The organism is Flavobacterium sp. UW10123, from assembly GCF_040538975.1.
Lineage (GTDB): Bacteria > Bacteroidota > Bacteroidia > Flavobacteriales > Flavobacteriaceae > Flavobacterium.
Window position 1 is genome coordinate 13142 of sequence record NZ_JBEWQE010000017.1, and the last position, 18354, is coordinate 31495.

The 18354-nt window shown below is 34.8% G+C and carries 13 protein-coding genes; 1 reads left to right on the forward strand and 12 read right to left on the reverse strand.

Annotated features, from left to right (window positions below; all coding sequences use genetic code 11):
• Positions 1-66: 66 nt before the first annotated feature.
• The 5 genes from ABXT06_RS18580 to ABXT06_RS18600 all read right to left on the reverse strand — a co-directional run bounded on the left by ABXT06_RS18580 (position 67) and on the right by ABXT06_RS18600 (position 8369).
• Positions 67-1032, reverse strand: a complete 966-nt coding sequence (locus ABXT06_RS18580) for a DUF4861 family protein (protein WP_354592083.1) — start codon at positions 1030-1032, stop codon at positions 67-69.
• A gap of 12 nt (positions 1033-1044) precedes the next feature.
• A complete protein-coding gene (locus tag ABXT06_RS18585) occupies positions 1045-1983 on the reverse strand; it encodes an alpha/beta hydrolase fold domain-containing protein (protein ID WP_354592084.1) in 939 nt (312 codons plus the stop codon).
• A gap of 100 nt (positions 1984-2083) precedes the next feature.
• Positions 2084-3757, reverse strand: a complete 1674-nt coding sequence (locus tag ABXT06_RS18590; protein WP_354592085.1) for a RagB/SusD family nutrient uptake outer membrane protein — start codon at positions 3755-3757, stop codon at positions 2084-2086.
• 13 nt (positions 3758-3770) lie between these two features.
• Positions 3771-6899, reverse strand: a complete 3129-nt coding sequence (locus tag ABXT06_RS18595; protein WP_354592086.1) for a SusC/RagA family TonB-linked outer membrane protein — start codon at positions 6897-6899, stop codon at positions 3771-3773.
• A 30-nt stretch (positions 6900-6929) separates the two neighbouring features.
• Positions 6930-8369 (reverse strand): glycoside hydrolase family 28 protein, encoded by a 1440-nt coding sequence (locus tag ABXT06_RS18600; protein WP_354592087.1) that lies wholly within the window; start codon positions 8367-8369, stop codon positions 6930-6932.
• Positions 8370-8657: 288 nt separating this feature from the next.
• Here ABXT06_RS18600 and ABXT06_RS18605 point away from each other — a divergent pair, with 288 nt between their 5' ends.
• Complete coding sequence (locus ABXT06_RS18605; RefSeq protein ID WP_111367115.1) at positions 8658-9686, forward strand: LacI family DNA-binding transcriptional regulator; 1029 nt, start codon at positions 8658-8660, stop codon at positions 9684-9686.
• Positions 9687-10044: 358 nt separating this feature from the next.
• On the opposite strand, the gene ABXT06_RS18610 is transcribed toward ABXT06_RS18605, so the two are convergent.
• The 7 genes from ABXT06_RS18610 to kduI form a co-directional block, all read right to left on the reverse strand.
• Positions 10045-11667, reverse strand: a complete 1623-nt coding sequence (locus ABXT06_RS18610; protein WP_111377120.1) for a UxaA family hydrolase — start codon at positions 11665-11667, stop codon at positions 10045-10047.
• Between the two features lie 37 nt (positions 11668-11704).
• Entirely contained in the window at positions 11705-13150 is a 1446-nt protein-coding gene (locus tag ABXT06_RS18615) for a tagaturonate reductase (RefSeq protein WP_354592088.1), read from the reverse strand.
• Between the two features lie 220 nt (positions 13151-13370).
• Positions 13371-14039, reverse strand: coding sequence for a bifunctional 4-hydroxy-2-oxoglutarate aldolase/2-dehydro-3-deoxy-phosphogluconate aldolase (locus ABXT06_RS18620; RefSeq protein ID WP_354592089.1), 669 nt, complete (start codon positions 14037-14039; stop codon positions 13371-13373).
• A 13-nt stretch (positions 14040-14052) separates the two neighbouring features.
• Entirely contained in the window at positions 14053-15072 is a 1020-nt protein-coding gene (locus tag ABXT06_RS18625) for a PfkB family carbohydrate kinase (RefSeq protein WP_354592090.1), read from the reverse strand.
• A gap of 195 nt (positions 15073-15267) precedes the next feature.
• Positions 15268-16668 (reverse strand): glucuronate isomerase, encoded by a 1401-nt coding sequence (gene uxaC, locus ABXT06_RS18630; RefSeq protein WP_354592091.1) that lies wholly within the window; start codon positions 16666-16668, stop codon positions 15268-15270.
• A 24-nt stretch (positions 16669-16692) separates the two neighbouring features.
• Positions 16693-17484, reverse strand: a complete 792-nt coding sequence (locus tag ABXT06_RS18635; protein WP_202004517.1) for a gluconate 5-dehydrogenase — start codon at positions 17482-17484, stop codon at positions 16693-16695.
• Between the two features lies 1 nt (position 17485).
• A complete protein-coding gene (kduI, locus tag ABXT06_RS18640; protein WP_111367100.1) occupies positions 17486-18325 on the reverse strand; it encodes a 5-dehydro-4-deoxy-D-glucuronate isomerase in 840 nt (279 codons plus the stop codon).
• Positions 18326-18354 lie beyond the last annotated feature (29 nt).

An 18354-nucleotide genomic window follows, 5' to 3' on the forward strand; every position in this document is an offset into this window, starting at 1 on the left:
CAGATTCGGCAGATTGAGCAGATTTTTTTAATCATTTTAATCCTTTAATCTGTGGCAAAAACAATTTTACATTTTGCCTTTTTTATTCAGTACTTCTAATTGTTTATCTAAATATTGCGCAAATTCTTCTTTTGTTTTGATGCCATTTACCTCTTGTTCCCAAGCTCCCAAAAGGTAAAAAGTCACTGCTTTTGTAGTTGGTTTAAAAACTAAAAGGTAATCTAAGTCTGTGTCTGCAATATTTTCGATAGTACTAATTTCATAAAAAATTGCCATTCCTAACTTATCTGGAACCAAAGATTGTTCTCCATAAGTTGCCAAATAAGCCCATTTTTTGTTTTTACTTTCTTTTTTAAGCAATTCACCCGTTTTTGTCTTTACAATTCCTGTACAAATTCCTTTGATTGCTTGTGAAGCTTTAATCGTGTGCTGCGTGTATAATTGATCTGGTTTAATAGTCAATTCTGAAATAAAATCGATTTTATCTGAAGCTGTTTTCCATCCATAATAATTTACTTTTATTGTAGATTCGTTCGATTTATTAGCCACTGTTGCAATGGTTGAATCTACTTCACGGAAGTGTAATTTTTCGTTGTTTAAATAACGATCGATAGAACCAATTCCGATTCCTTTTCCTGCTTTTAAAATATCGGCTCCCCAATCGCTCATTTCATGGTACGAATCGAAACCGTCCTGCCCTACTTTTGGCAGAATATTTTCAGATGTTTTTTTCCCGAAGATATCAATAGCATTTCTCCAATCTAAATACAAACGGTATCCAATTCTGTTGTTTTCCCAACCTGGCCCTTCGTAGCGAATGTCAAAAGAATGGTCAGTATGCTCTGGAGCCAGCTTTAATCGGTCCACATTTTTAAACACCGTACCGCCTTTATACTTTCTTCCCTCCCATTTTCCGTCTGTTTTTGCAGATATTTCGGCATACGTTTTATTGGTTTTGATATCATATTTTTGCGCATTTATGGCTGTTAGACCTGCGAAAAATAAAACTGCTGTGGTGATTTTTGCTTTCATTTGTATTCTAAATTATTTAAAAATTGTATCTAAAAATCGTACGCTGTACGAGATTGTTTGTGTAAACCAAGGTTCATAAAACCAAAATGAATGTGGCGAATCTGGAATGGTCTGCACTTCATTATAGATTTTATATTTACTCAAAATCTGAATCATATCATCTCTTCCTGCATGAAATCTCGGAATACTGCTACAGATGTATAATACGGGTGGAGTATTTTTGTCTGTATGACTCAATGCTGAAGCGTTTTTCCAATTTTCAGGAATCTCATCTGATTTTACTCCTAACCAAAATGCGGCCATATCTCCTTCTGACGATTCTCGATGTTTAAATGCCAAAACACCGTCTACATCAATTATCGCATTGACTTTTGACGATGCTCTGCTTTTAAAATTTTTATCTTCAAAAAGCGGATTATTATTTGTTGTACCAATCAAAGCTGCCATTTGCCCTCCCGAAGAACAGCCTAAAACCGCAATTTTGTTTGGATCTACATTAAATTTCTCCGCATTGTCTTTGATAAATTTTATCGCGTTCTTAACGTCAATAACTCCTGTTGGGTATTTTGCTTCTAATGATAATCGGTATTCGATCGAAAAACAAGAATAGCCTTTTGCTGCAATTGCTGCACCTAAAAACTGCATCTGGTTTTTATTTCCCGATCTCCATCCTCCGCCATGAATCATAATTACTGCAGGATTTTTTTTCTTTTTTGTGCTTACAAAAGCATCAAAATGCAAAACGCGATCTTGTTCTTTATTGTAAACTAAATCAAATGTTTCTTTAACATCTGAATTTGTTTTTACTTTTGGGATTGTAATAAATGGATATTTCTTAATTAATTTAGCATAAGTACTTTTAATGGTATACGACGTATCTGTTTTGTATTGCTGGCTTTGCATTACAATCACATTAAAAAACAACACTAAGATTAATTTAAATTTTCGCATTTCTACTCTTTACTTTTTAGTTAAGAAAGGAGTTTGACCTATAGTCAAACCCCTTTTTAACTACTTCAAAAAACATAGTTCTCAAAAAACTAACAAATTACTAATAACCAGGATTTTGAGGAAAATCTTTGTTTTGGTTTAAATCCAAAACTGTTTGTGGGATTGGTCTTAAAATTTTAAGCTGACCGTCAACACCTACAAAATTTGCTGCTTTAATTTTATAATTATGAGCAGAGGCTCTTGCGACCAATGTTCCTGTACGTTTTAAGTCGAACCAGCGTTTGTACTCGCCTAATAGTTCTCTTCCTCTTTCGTCAAGGATATAATCGATATTAAATTGAGCTAAAGTGGCATTGGCTACACCTGCTCTTCTGCGTACCTCATTTAGACGAGCTAATCCTGTTCCTGGATTTCCTGCTTTTAAATAAGCTTCTGCCGCAATTAAATACGTTTCTCCAAGTCTTGAAACAATAATATCTCTTGTACTTACAGGTCCTGTACTTGATGGCGTAGTTGGATCTGGGTCATCAAATTTCTTAACTGGAATAGTATAACAGTCTAAGTTTTTGATTAACGTATAGGCTGCTGAATATTCTCCCCATGGATGATAAACGAATGTCGAAGCTAATCTAGAAGCATTAGCCGTCATCCATGCTGTTTTATCCGCTGCTGTAAACCATTTTGGTGCGTAAAAATGTCTCACTTTTAAAGAAGCTGGATTTGTACTTCTGTAGTACGGATAGTATAAAATAGTTTTTGTAACTCCGTTTGTCGTTTCTGGCCCTTCTACAATTTCAGTCATAAAAGTCGCGTTCCATCTTGCATCGCCTTTTTCGTATAAACCTAAAGCATAATCTGTTGGACATAAGTTGTAGCTTCTTAATGGGGCTCCAGTTTCAGCACCTCCCAAATAAGAACTAAAATAGTAAAACTGGTTGTTTCCTAATGTTGTAGGACTTGTACTTGTTGAAGCTTTGTCGTACTGTACAGAAAAAATCGTTTCAGCATTTAAATCGTTTCCTGGCTTGAACAACTGATCGAAAGCAATTGCTAAAGTTTGACCTCCGATTGCAGCATCTGCATACGCAGCAGCCTTTGAAAAATCATCTGGTTTTCCAAAACTTTCGTATCCTCTGGTCAAATATACTTTTGCCAATAAATCGTTTACAGCTCTTTTGTTTACTTTTCCAGTTGTACCATAAGCAGTAGTTCCAACATTAGCCAAAGCAAAATCTAAATCTGCTATGATTTGTGTATAAACTTCTTCGGCACTGTTTCTTGTAAAAGATAAAACTGGACTTGTTATGTTGTCTAAAACAATCGGAACTCCTCCATAAGTCTGAACTAATAAGAAATAAGCATTTGCTCTTAAATAGCGTGCTTCACCTACAAGTGTGTTTATATTTGCTGTCTGTTCAGTTATTGTTGAATAATATACGGTTTTGTTTACTGCCTGAATCTGCTGGTAGCATGAATTGTACAAATCGGCAACATTGTCTGAAGATGGAATTAAAAGTGCATACTGACTTAAACCAGCTGGTTCTGGAGTTCTTCCTTCAGCATACATATCGGTTCCAGCTTCAAAAAGCCATGGATTTCCGCCATAAATTCCTTTCAGCCAAGCATAGTTTGTATTCACCAATAACTGAAATCCTGTTGCAGTTTTGTATGTTGCATCTGCTGGTACAAACGAGCGGCTATCTTCTTCAATATAATCACTGCAAGAACTTACAGCTACAGCGATTATTCCTATCATTACTAATATTTTTTTCATTTGAATATCTTTATTAAAATTTAACACTTAATCCCAATTGTGTAGTTACTGCCGCTGGACGGTTTACTCCAAAAGAAGAAGCTGCCCATTCTGGATCATAACCATCAAAATCTGTAAACACAAATGGATCTAAAACGTTCACGTAAATTCTGAAATTAGAAATTTTTAGTTTTTTCAATAGTTCAGAATCTAAAGTGTAACCTAAAGATATATTTTTGATTTTCACGTAAGAAACGTCTCTGTAATACCCAAATAGAGAAGTCCAATATGCTCCTGCACCTGTTGCTACAGGTCCTGGTCTTGGGTTGGTATTATTGGCATTAGCCTCAATTCCTGTACCGTTGGTTGGAATAAAGTAATCCATTGCTAATTTCTGGCGGCCTCTATCACTAACATCAGCAAAGTTTTGGTGGAAAGTACTTAAAACCGTTTGCCCTTGACTTGTTAAAACTGAAAAATTAAAATCAAATTGTCCCACAACTAATTTAGAATATAAACTTCCTTGCCACTCTGGATTTGGATTTCCGATTACTGTTCTGTCATCTTGATTAAATTTACCGTCTCCATTCAAATCTTTTGGTCTTGCTTGTCCTGGAGCCATTCCGTAAGATGCTGCCTGTGATGCTTCGCTTTCTTGCCAAACACCATCATAAACATAATTGTAATTCGGGTTTAATGGAGCGCCAAGAATCAATTTATTTCCAATATCACTTACTTTATCTTGGTTATAAATTGATTCTAATTTATTTACGTTTTTAGTAAAAGTAAAAGTAGTTTCCCAAGTCACTTTTCCAGACTTAATGTTTTTTGTAGTCAATAAAGCTTCTATACCTTTATTACTAACAGATCCAACATTTGCAAATGTATTTTTCCATCCAGATTCTGCTGGCAATTGCTGTTTGTAGATCAAATTATCTGATAATCTGTCGTAAACATCTACACTACCTGTAATTCTATTTTTTAAGAATCCAAAATCAACACCTAAATTGTATTCTCTCGTTTTCTCCCAAGTTAGATTTGGATTTGCCAAATTCTCCGATTGCCATCCTGGAACAACATTTGAACCCTGTGCATAAAATGTCTGCTGGTTTAATAATGCTTGCGAAGTATATGGTGCTACGTTATCATTTCCTGTATATCCAATACTCGCACGCAATTTTAAATCTGAAACAACTGAGCTATTTGCTAAAAATGATTCTTTACTAAGTTTCCATCCTAAAGCCAATGATGGAAAACTTTCCCATTTATTGCCTTCAGACAAAACAGAAGAACCGTCCCATCTAGTAGAAGCTGTAACCAAATATTTGTCTTTAAACGCATAGTTTAAACGTACAGCGTAAGAGTTTAACGTGTTTTTTGCATAAGCAGATTTTATCACATAACTCGTTTGTGCTCCAGATCCCATATTGTCTGTTCCAACATCAAAAGGCTGATTATTAGAATACATATATGAACTTTCATCAACATTTGAGTACAAACTCTGCAATAATAATACGCTAACGTCATGAACTTCATTAAAGGTATGTTTTAAATCGATTTGATTGTCCCAAGTATAATTGAAGTTGTTTATATTCTCTAAAGTAGCAGAATTTTTTCCGTTTAATGTTACCCCTGCATTTGTTTGTGCTGTATATGATTTTGAATTTTGAGTATCCATAATTCCTGCAGCAAATGTTGTTTTAAATGAAAGCCATTTTAAAGGCTGATATTGAAAATAAGCATTACCAACTGTTTGCCATGTTTTTTCCGTTTGAGAAGAATTCGCGATCTCCATCAGCGGATTGACCGTAGACGTTTTATTAATTGCCCAAGAACCATCAGGATACGTCAATTTTCCTGGCAAGAAAAATAAAGTTCCTACTTTCTCATTTCCTTCCTCATCAACTGCCCACGGAGACATTAGCGGACTTAATCTAAATGCATCCTGCATAGCCAAATCACTACCTAATTGGTTATCCAATCTTGCAATTGTAACGTTTACGCCAGTAGAAAATTTGTCGTTTATTTTATGATTTAATCCTAATTTAAAAGAGTATTTATCTGTCGCATCGTTTTCAATAAGACCACGATCGCTTTGGATTCCGAATCCTAAATTATAGCTTAAACCAGAATCTGAACGTCCAGAAATATTCAAATAATTATTCTCTGTCATCCCTGATTGAAGCACAGCATCGTACCAGTCAAAATTATAACCGCTGTTGGCACGAGAAACCAATAATGGGCTCTGGTTTCCTGCTAAAGCCGCTAATTGAGCTGGAGTTTGAGTTAGAGGTTTTGCACTCATGTAAGCTACTTGGTGAAACTTCCACCACTCTTCCCCAGACATCATTTTTGGTAATCTAGTCGCAGTTTTATTTCCGTAAGAAGTGTCAAAAGTTACACTGATTCCTGCTTTTGCACTAGTTCCGCTTTTTGTTGTTACGATAATAACACCATTTGATCCTCTAGAACCATAAATAGCTGCAGAAGAAGCATCTTTTAAGACATCCATTCTGGCAATATCCTGCGGATTTAAAAAATCGATTCCATCCATTGGTACACCATCTACAACGTATAGAGGTGAAGATCCTACTACACTTGGATTATTTGAATCTGCAATTAGGGAATTATTTCCTCTAATTACTACTTTAAATCCGTCTCCAGCACGCCCTGATGAAGATGAAATCTGAACTCCCGGAGTACTCCCCTGAATAGCTTCTAACGGATTAATTGTATTTCTTTCTGTAATAGTTGCAGCACTAATTGTACTAACAGATCCAGTAAGATCTGTCTTTTTTACAGAGCCATATCCTACAACAACAACTTCATTCAATGAATTGGATTGTTCTGCAAGAGTCACGTTGATTTTAGATTTTCCCGCAACACTTACTTCTTGTGTCTGAAATCCTAAATAGCTAATTATTAAAGTTGCTTTACTGTTTGATACATTAATTTTAAAACTTCCTTCAAAATCTGTTGAAGTTCCGTTTTTAGTTCCCTTTTCATTAATGTTTACCCCTGGCAATGACATACCAGTTGCGTCGGTAATCTTCCCCTCGATTGTGGTTGACTGTGCGTATATAGAACTGCACAGTAAAAAATTCAGGAAAAAGAAAAATACAAAGTACTTATCTTTTTTCTCAGATAATTGTTTAATACTCATGTGGTTTAAAGTTTGGTTAATTGATAATGTTTAGTTAGTAATAGATTCTACTTTTTTCTCATTGATATAGGTATTTATAAAGTTTATGTTTTTTACATTTTTTAATAAGTAGAGCGAATCTACTTTTTGGATTTTTACATTTTTAAGGGTGATATTCTCAACAGGAGATTCCTTATAGCCTTCTGCCCAAACGCTGTATTTTCCACCGTTTTTTACCGTTACATTCTCTAAGCTTACATTTCTGATGGTCGGAATAAAATTTCCTGTCTGCGATCCGTAAACATTGTAGAACATATTTAATTTCAAGACGCATTCTTTTACGGTTCCCACTTCAAGGTTTCTTACGTAGATATCCTCAATGATTCCGCCTCTTTTTGAATTGGTTTTGATGCGAATGGCACGATCCAAATTTGGACTATCCATGACACAATTTTCTACAAAAACATTATTTACTCCTGCCGAAATTTCGCTTCCAATTACAACTCCACCGTGACCGTCAATCATTTTACAATTTTGCACGATAATGTTTTTACTTGGTATGGCTACTCTTCTTCCGTCACCATCGCGCCCTGCTTTAATTGCAATACAATCATCGCCTGTATTGAAAGTGCAGTTTCTGATTACAATATTTTGCGAATATTCTGGATCACAACCATCATTATTTGGTCCATGGCTGTTAGCCGTTACGCCGTCAATAATCATGTTGCTTGTTTTTATTGGATGTAAAATCCAAAATGGAGAATTGATGATTTTTACATCTTTTACTAAAGCAGTATTGCATTCAAAAAATTCAATAAAATTTGGTCTTAAGTAACGTCCGTCTCCAAAAACTCTTTCTGAAACAGGAATTCCTTTTTCTGCCATGTCAACCAATACTTCACGATTTGTTGGATCATTTTGAGACGGAATTCCTTTTTTCCAGCCATAATTTTTTCCGCCAGACCAAATCCACCAGTTTGTGCTGTCTGCTTGACCATTTAAGGTTCCTTTTCCAGTTACAGCGATATTGGTTTTGTTTTTTGCATAAATAAGTGGCGAATAATTCATCACTTCTGTGCCTTCCCAAGAAGTATGAACAATAGGATAATCTTTTGGGTTTAAACTAAAAAGAATCTCAGCATGATCTTCTAAGTGCAGATTGACATTGCTTTCTAAATGAATGGCTCCTGTCAAATATTTTCCGTTTGGAACTAGAACTTGACCACCGCCGTTTGCTGCACATTCTTGAATGGCTTTTTGGAATGCTAAAGTGTTTAACGTTTTTCCGTCAGCAACAGCGCCAAAATCATTTATGTTATAAACTTTATCTGAAAAATGTACCTGTGGAATGCTTTTTATAACCAAGTCCATTGTTTTCCATGGATTCTGTGAAGAAACTGAAGAAGAATGTCTTGAGCATGATAGTATTAAAAGCCCTAAAACGGCTAAAAAAAGAATCTTTTTTAATGTGACTATCTTATTTGTAATCATTTGCTCAGATTTTTCTTGTTTGAATATCAAAAACATTAAGTTTTATGTAATCGATTACACGAAAATAGAAAAATAGTTCTAAGAGACCAAATTAATTTGAAAAAAAATTATATATTTAATTTTTATTACAAATTTTAATTACATTTAATGCAAAAATTTAGATAATTTATTATCATTGTAGAATCTAAAACGTTTGAGTTTTAAATTATGGTAATCGATAACAATATTCATTGCATAATGAAAAAAAATGTACTTTTGTTTAAAAATAATTCGATAAACTTTTTTTGAATGAGTGAAAAAGTAACTATTTACGATATTGCTGAAAAATTAAACATCACAGCTGCAACAGTTTCCAGAGCGTTAAACAATAATCCTAAAATAAAGGAAGCGACGCGTGAGTTGGTTATCAAGACCGCCGCTGCGATGAACTACAAGCAAAATAAACTGGCGCTGGCTTTAAAGAGTGGCCGAAGTAATAATATCGGAGTTATTGTTCCGCGTATTGATAGCAACTTTTTCGCCTCAGTCATTCGAGGAATCGAAGAAGAGCTTTATCCTCACGGTTATCAGGTTATTATCTGTCAGACTCACGAAAGCATAAAAAGGGAGAATGAAAACCTTCATACACTTGTAGATGCTCAAGTTGACGGTATTATGATGTCTGTAACTGGTATTTCAGATGAGAACGACAGCGCTTTCAGAAATGTATTGGAGAAAAATGTACCGCTAATCTTTTTTGATAGAAGCAAACATATTGACGGTGTAAGTTCTGTAACCATAAATGACTTCAAAGGCGGTTATCTAGCTACAAAACATTTAATTGATGAAGGCTGCAGAAATATTGCTCATTTCTCTGGAGATCAATCATTAGACATCTTTAAAAACAGGTTTTTAGGATATAAACAAGCTTTATTAGACAACGGACTTACTTTTAATGAAGAATATGTTATTTTCACAAAAAGTAGCGTAGAAGCTGGTAAAGACGCTGTTGACAAACTCCTACAATTAGAAACTCCTCCTGACGCGATATTTTCGTCAAGTGATTTTGCCGCATTGGGTGCAATTCAGGAACTGAAAGAACGTAATATCAGCATTCCAAGTGAGTTTTGTGTTGCGGGTTTCAGTAACGAACCTTTTACTAAATTCATGGAATTATCAATCACTTCTGTAGATCAGTCACCACTTGAAATGGGAAGAATGTCTGCTCGTGTTTTCTTAGAACAAGTCGATAAAACAGATACGATTAAAATTGAAAAAAAGGTTGTTCTTGCACCAGAACTACATATTCGTAAATCTTCTACAAGGACTAATTTTTAATTTTTTTTTCACCATATAAGTCATATAAGCTCATTTTAGAATGGGCTTTTTTTTATGCAAGCTTCAGAGAAGCGAAATATTTATAGCAAAAAGATTAATGATAACAATATAAAGCTCCGGAGGAGCGGCATATTTTTTCTGCAACCTAAATATATGTCGCTCCTCCGGAGATTTTGTTTGTATCTATTATTTCAATTCTATAAATATTTTGCTCCGCTGGAGCTTTCTCTAAAAACAAGAGACACACTACTGTACGTCTCTATAGATAAACCTAACACAAAAAAAAGACGCACCATATTGTGCGTCTTCTCTATAAACCTTTGTCACTTTGCATCTCTGCAACTTTGTACCTAAAAAATCACAATGACACCCCTCTTTTCCAAGGAATAAAATCGTTCTGATTTAAAATAGCAGCTTTTGTCTTAATGTTACCGCTAGCAACATCAATAATAAACTCAAGCATTTCGTCTGCCATTTCATCAATAGATTTTTCGCCTGTAATAATTCCTCCAGTATCAATATCGATAATGTCAGACATTTTGTTTGCTAATTGTGTGTTTGATGAAATTTTTACAACTGGCGCGATTGGGTTTCCTGTTGGAGTTCCTAAACCTGTGGTAAACAATACCATATTTGCTCCCGAACCAACCATTGCTGTTGTACATTCTACGTCATTTCCTGGCGTACATAACAACGTAAAGCCTGGTTCGCTAATATATTCTCCATAATCATAAACACCTGTAATTGGAGATGTTCCTCCTTTTTTAGCAGCACCAGCCGATTTCATAGCATCTGTAATCAAACCGTCTTTGATATTACCTGGAGACGGATTCATATCAAATCCTGAACCTGCATCAACAACTGTTTTCTCGTACCATTTCATCAAGTCTAAGAAACGTTTTCCATCTTTATCATCTATACAACGATTTACTAATTCCTGTTCTACTCCACATAATTCAGGGAATTCAGAAAGAATTGTAGTTCCTCCCAAAGCAACTAAATGATCAGATAAAACTCCTAAAGTTGGGTTAGCAGAAATTCCTGAGAATCCGTCAGATCCACCGCATTCTAAACCAATTCTTAGTTTAGACAATGGAGCTGGTTCTCTTTTGATTTCATTTGCTTTTTTAATTGCTTCAAAAGTATCTTTTACCACACTACTCAACATGGTTTCAATTGTTCCGATAGACTGCTGATCGTAAATTAAAACAGGCTTTTTACTGTTTGGATTAATCGCATCTAAAGCTTCTTTGAAAATTGAAATTTGAAGATTCTGGCATCCTAAACTTAAAACCGTTGCTCCAGCTACGTTTGGATTGTTTACATATCCCGCCAAAAGTTTTGCTAAACTGTGAGAATCCTGACGAATTCCACCGCAACCACCTTGGTGAGTGATGAATTTTACTTCAATATTATTGAATAAATTAGCATCGTTTGAAGCTTCTTGATTTCCTGCTCCACCCGTTTCTGATTTTACCAAAGAACGCAACAATAACTGATAATCGTTCTCTTTTGGTTTCATCAATTCTTTCTCAAAAATATCTTTTAAGATTTCGATGTTTCTGTTTTCACAAAAAACTAATGGAAAAAACAACCACACATTTTCTGTTCCAACCTGTCCATCTTCTCTATGATAGCCCTGCCACGTTCTGTCTTTCCATTTATCAACATTTGGAGCGTTCCAGCCAATAGTTTCTGTTTTACCAGTAACTTTATCACTTTCGTGTTTTACATTTGCTGTAGAAAGCAGTCCGCCTTTTTCGATTCTAGCGCTTGCTTTTCCAACCAAAACACCATACATAATGATTCTGTCCCCTACATTAAAAGGAACCATTGCAATCTTATGTTTCATTTTTACATCAGACTCTACTGTAATTGATTGTCCTTCAAAATCAATCACTTCGCCTGCAGTAAGATCCACCAAAGCAACCGCAACATTGTCGGTTGGGTGTACTTTTATTAATTTTTTCTGCGTTGCCATAATTAACCTTTGTTCTTTTTGTTCTATTTGTTTTTTCTTATTTTATTCTTTCTTGAAACTTAGCAAAACCAGCTTCAATTCCGTTTGAATCTACTTCTTCTAAAGCAATTGTAATTGCTTTTGTTAATCCAGGAATTTCAGTTAAATCCTGATCCCAGAAACCTTTGTTTTGTAATGTTAGACGAGCAATTTTCTCGTAATCATCAGATTTCCAAAGTCCGTTGAAGAAAGTTGTAATATCTTCACCATCTTTAACCGGTAAATTTTCACCATTCCAAGTTCCTTTGTAGAAACGAATTAAGCTCGCTAATGAAAAAGTCAAATTAACAGGCAATTTTTTGTTTGTAATATAATATCCTAATAAACTAGGCAAAACTCTTACTTTGAATTTCGATACAGAATTTAATGCAATATCAGCAAGTGCATGTTTGATAAATGGATTTTTAAATCTATCCATTACTTCCTCCGAATAGGCCGTAATTTCATTTTTGTCCATATCAAGAGTTTCACTAATTTCACTAATAACGCTATTTACAAATTTTCCAGTAAAATCTCCGTTAACAGTTTCCATTACCAGTTTATTGCCATGCAAAAGTGAAAAAGGAACCATTGCTGTATGCGCACCGTTTAAAATACGAACTTTAATCATTTTAAAAGGACGTATATCATCAACGATTTTTACATTCAAATCTGTTTTATGAAAAGGCAATTTTGCTTTTAGATCATCTCCACCTTCAATAGCCCAAAGGAAAAAAGGTTCAGCCGCAACAATTAAATTGTCCTGATAATCTAATTTGTTATTGTATTCTTCAATTTCAGCTCTTGGATATCCAGGAACAATTCTGTCAACCAAAGTGCTATGATAGGTACAAGCATCTGATACCCAAGTTTTAAATGCATCTTCTAATTTCCATAAATCAACATATTGTAAAATATATTTTTTAAGCGTCTCAGAGTTATAATCAATTAATTCACAAGGAATTATTGTAACTCCTTTAGAAGCATCTCCGTTAAAATGCTTAAATCTTTCGTATAATAAAACCGTCAATTTTGCAGGAAATGACACTGGTGGTTGCATGTCTGGAGCATCACTTTCAATAAATTCAATTCCAGCTTCTGTAGTATTAGAAACGATAAACTGAAGTTCTTCTTCTTTGGCTAAAGCCAAATAATTTGCAAATTCAGTATATGGGTTTATCGTTTTTACAATATTATTAATCAACACAATATCTTGTATCTTTTCACCCTTTTTAATTCCGTTCATAAACAAGGTATAAAGACCATCCTGATCATTAATCATGTTTACCATACCGTCTTTCAAAGGCTGAACTACTGCAATACCGGCATTAAAATCAACTTCTTTATTTAGTTTATCAAAAGCATAATCAACAAAGGCTCTTAAAAAATTACCTTCTCCAAACTGAACTACCTTAATTGGCTGTAACTTTTCTAATCCTGTATTTACTCTATTTAATTTTTTCATTTTGAATTTTCTTTAATGCGTTATAAATAACCATTTATAAACCCTATTTCATTATTTCTGCCTTTAAAATTGTAAATGAAACATTACACCCGATTGAGTAAAATAAAGCCGGCTGTGAGGAATGGCTAGCTCAATTTTTCAAGCGTAATGTTCAATTACAATCTCTAAAAATCTAAAAAAAACTTATAAAATAAGGAGTTGGCATGATTACCCCTTAATCTTATTTTCTAATATCTTTTATAATGTCAAGAACCTGTTTCACTTTTGAAGTAAGTCCCTCGAAGTCTTTATTGTCTAATATATCTTTTGAAATTAATTGCGAACCTAAACCAACACAAGTTGCTCCAGCATTCAACCACGAACTTAAACTTTCTTTTGTCGGATAAACACCGCCTGTCGGCATAATGTTTGTCCACGGACATGGGCCTTTTATGGCTTTAATAAACTCTGGCCCGTAAGTATCAGCTGGAAATAATTTTACAATTTCGCAACCTAATTCTTCTGCTTTTGCAATTTCTGTCAAAGTACCGCAGCCTGGCGACCAAAGTACTTTTCTGCGATTACAAGCTATAGCTATATCTTCTCTAAATACTGGTGTTACAATAAAATTTGCTCCTAAACTCATGTACAAAGAAGCCGAAGCCGCATCTGTAATAGAACCAACTCCCAAGATCATCCCTGGCAGTTCTGCCAGAGCATATTTATTTAAAGCTCCAAAAACTTCATGTGCAAAATCGCCTCTGCTCGTAAATTCCATTAATCTGGAACCTCCATCATAACATGCTTTTAAAACTTTTTTACTTAGCTCAATATCAGAGTGAAAGAATAACGGAACCATACCATTTTCTTTCATTGTCTGAGCTACTTCAATTCTTGAATATTTTGCCATTTTTCTTTTAAAATTATCTTGATACTAATGCAGAACCATCACCATCAATCATATTTTCAACTTCTTTTAAAGTAACCAAGTTATAATCTCCTGCAATTGTATGCTTTAAACAACAAGCTGCAACTGCAAAATCTAAAGCTCTCTGGTTGTTATTATATTCCAATAAACCGTAGATTAATCCGCCCATGAAAGCATCACCGCTTCCTACACGGTCTACAACCGGAGTAACTTCTTTTACGGCTGCACTATAAATTGCTTTTCCGTCGTATAAAATTCCGCCAATTCTCTGGTGTGAAGCACTAACGGAATAGCGCAATGTCGTTGCCGCAATTTTCAAGCTCGGAATCAATTCAAACAATTTATCATATACTGCTGGAAGTGATTTTTCGTCCTGATAATTCGGATTTACTTTCGGAATTCCTAACATGAAATACGCCGTATCAATATCTCCTAAAATCACATTACTATATTTCAGCATTTCTGGCATAACCTCGCTCGGAGTTTTTCCGTACTGCCAAAGTTTTGATCTATAATTTAAGTCGCATGAAATTTTAATTCCTTTTTTGTGAGCCACTTTAATTGCCTCTAAACAAGCTTCTGCCGCAGTTTGAGAAATGGCAGGCGTAATACCGCTCCAGTGAAACCATTCGGCTCCTTCCAGAACTTTCTCCCAATCTACCTGTCCTTTTTCTATTGTTGACATCGCACTGTGCGCACGATCGTAAACTACATTACTGCCACGAGTTCCTGCTCCAGTTTCTAAGAAATAGATTCCCAGACGTTCTCCTCCGTAAACAATGTTTTTAGACTCGACATTCATTTTTCTGATTTCTTTTAATGCAGAAAAACCAATTTCATTTTCAGGCAGTCTGGTAACAAATTCAGCATTTACACCATAATTGGCCAAAGAAACACATACGTTAAATTCGCCGCCGCCGTATGTAGCGCCAAATGCTGTAGATTGTGAAAAACGTAAGTGTCTCTCTGTCGAAAGACGAAGCATAATTTCTCCAAATGCAACTACTCTACTCATACTATTTTTATATTTATTTTTACCATTAAGGCATTAAGAAAATTAAGCCCTACTACATGTTTTCTTTGACAGTAAAGGTTAAGATTATTAAGCCTGCTTGCTTAATAATCTTTATTTAAGTGACTAATTTATTAACCCAAAAACTTAATTTTCTTAATCTCTTAATGGTTCAAAAATACTTATGGTTAAAAAAAATTAAAATTTGAAATACTCTTTTGCGTTGTTGTATGAAATATCAGCAACTAATTTTCCAATCCATTCCATGTCGTTTGGCAATTCTCCTTTTTTGATTTCATCTCCCAAAAGATTACATAAAATACGTCTGAAATATTCGTGTCTTGGGAACGATAAGAAACTTCTAGAATCTGTCAGCATTCCAACAAAACAGCTGATTAAGCCCATATTTGAAAGCGCGTTCAATTGTTTTGTCATTCCATCTTTCTGATCTAAGAACCACCATCCTGAACCAAATTGTACTTTTCCGCGAACGCTTCCGTCGTTGAAGTTTCCAATCATTGTTGCCATAACTTCGTTATCAGCAGGATTTAGGTTATAGATAATCGTTTTAGTCAATTTATCTTTACTGTCTAAAGCATTTAAGAAAGCAGATAATTTTTGTGCTTGAGGATAATCTCCAATAGAATCCCATCCTGTATCTGGGCCTAAGATTCTGTGCATACGAGCATTGTTGTTACGCAATGCACCTAAGTGAAATTGCTGTACCCATCCAAACTCATGATAAGTTTCTGACAAGAAAACTAAAATAGCACTATGGAATTTTAAAACTTCTTCTGGAGACAACTCTCCGTTTTCTCTTTTCTTTTTGAAAATAGCATTTACTTCACTTTCTGTAAAGTTTTCAAAATCAATTTGATTCAATCCATGATCACTTAATTTACATCCGTTTGCATTAAAGAATTCGATTCTTTTTCTTAAAGCAGACTGTAAATCAGCATACGTGTTAATTGCAATACCGGACACATCCCCTAATGTGTCCAGATATGCATTATATCCATCATTAGCAATTAAGATGGCTTTATCAGGTCTGAAAGCCGTACTCATTTTGATTCCAGTCGAATTATTTGCGAATTTTTGGTGAAATTCTAAAGAATCGATTGGATCTTCTGTAGTACAAACTAATTCAGCGTTTACTTTTTTAAGAAGGTTTTGCGTGCTGTACGCCTGAGAATTTATTTTCTCAGAAGTTTCGATATAAATTTTCTCAGCCGACTTTTCATTCAATAAATCATATATATCAAAATAACGAGCCAATTCTAAATGTGTCCAGTGGTACAACGGATTACGCATAGTGTACGGAACAGTTTTTCCCCAGTTTAAGAATTTATCTTTATCTGAACCATTTCCTGTTACAAACTGCTCGTTGATTCCCAAAGTACGCATTGCACGCCACTTGTAGTGATCACCATTAATCCAAACTTGAGTAATATTTTCAAAGATTTTATCTTCGGCAATAAACTGCGGATTTAAGTGATTGTGATAGTCAATAATCGGCTGATTTTTAGAGTAATTATGATACAACTCTTCAGCATATTTATTTTCTAATAAAAAATTATCGTGTATGAATTTCTGGCTCATGTCTTTTTAAATATAATTTGAGAATTATTCTTCGTTTGAAGGTTTTCCGATTGTAGCTAAGATTCCACCATCTACATATAAAATGTGACCGTTTACAAAATCACTTGCTTTAGATGATAAAAATATTGCCGCTCCAGCCAAATCGCTTGGATCTCCCCATTTTGCTGCCGGAGTTCTACTAATGATAAAATCATTAAACGGATGTCCGTCTACTCTAATTGGTTTGGTTTGTTCTGTAGCAAAATATCCAGGACCGATTCCGTTAATTTGAACATTGTATTTTGCCCATTCTGTTGCCATGTTTTTAGTCAGCATTTTCAAGCCTCCTTTTGCAGCAGCGTAAGCCGAAACGGTATTTCTTCCTAATTCGCTCATCATAGAACAAATGTTGATGATTTTTCCTTGACGTCTTTCAATCATTCCTTTTGCAACATGCTTAGAAACGATAAACGGACTTACAAGATCAATATCCACTACTTCTCTGAAATCTGAAACTTCCATATCCAGAAGCGGAATTCTTTTAATAATTCCAGCGTTATTGATTAAGATATCGATTGGTCCAACTTCACTTTCAATTTTCGCAACAGCAGCTTTTACTTCCTGTTCTTCTGTTACATTAAATTTGTAACCAACTGCATTAATTCCTTCGCTTTTTAATTCTGCTACAGCATGATCAATTTTTTCTTGAGAAGAATTTCCGTTTACTACAATTGTAGCACCCGCCTGACCTAATCCTTTTGCCATTGCCATTCCAAGTCCGTGTGTACTTCCTGTAATAAGGGCAACTTTTCCTTTTATATCAAATAAATTTGTCATCTTATCTTAAATCAGTGATTTTACAAACATCCATATCTCCGTAATCTAAGTTTTCTCCAGCCATTCCCCAGATAAAAGTATAATTACTAGTTCCTGCTCCCGAGTGAATAGACCAAGGCGGAGAAATTACTGCCTGATGATTGTTCATCCAGATATGTCTTGTTTCCTGTGGTTGTCCCATAAAATGGCAAACTGCCTGATCTTGTGGAATATCTAAATAAAAATACACTTCCATTCTACGATCGTGAACGTGAGCTGGCATTGTATTCCAAACACTTCCAGGCTTTAGTTCAGTCATTCCCATTTGCAATTGGCATGTTGTTACCACACTTCCAATAATCATTTGGTTTACGGTACGGTGATTTGCCGTTTCCATAGTTCCTAATTGTAATTTATTAGCCTCAGCTAAGCTTACTTTCTTAGTAGGATAAGTGGTATGTGCTGGTGCAGAGTTTAAATAGAATTTAGCAGGATTGTTTTTGTCATCACTTTTAAAAACTACTTCTTTATTTCCTGCTCCAATGTATAGAGCATCCTTAAAACCTAACTCATAAGTTGTTCCTTCTACTACAACAGAGCCGCTTCCTCCTACATTAATAATTCCAAGTTCTCTTCTTTCTAAAAAGTAAGGCGCCTTTAACGGATCGATTGTTTCAAGCGGTAAATCTCCTTTTACAGGAACTGCAGATCCTGCAATATATCTGTCGTAGTGTGAATAAACCAAAACTACTTCATCTTCCTGCATTAAATCATCAATTAAGAATTCTTCTCTCAATTGCTGTGTATCATATTTTTTTACAGCTTCTGGGCTTGACGCGTATCTTGAACTATATTTTGTCATAATTTAAATAAATGTAATCGATTGCACAA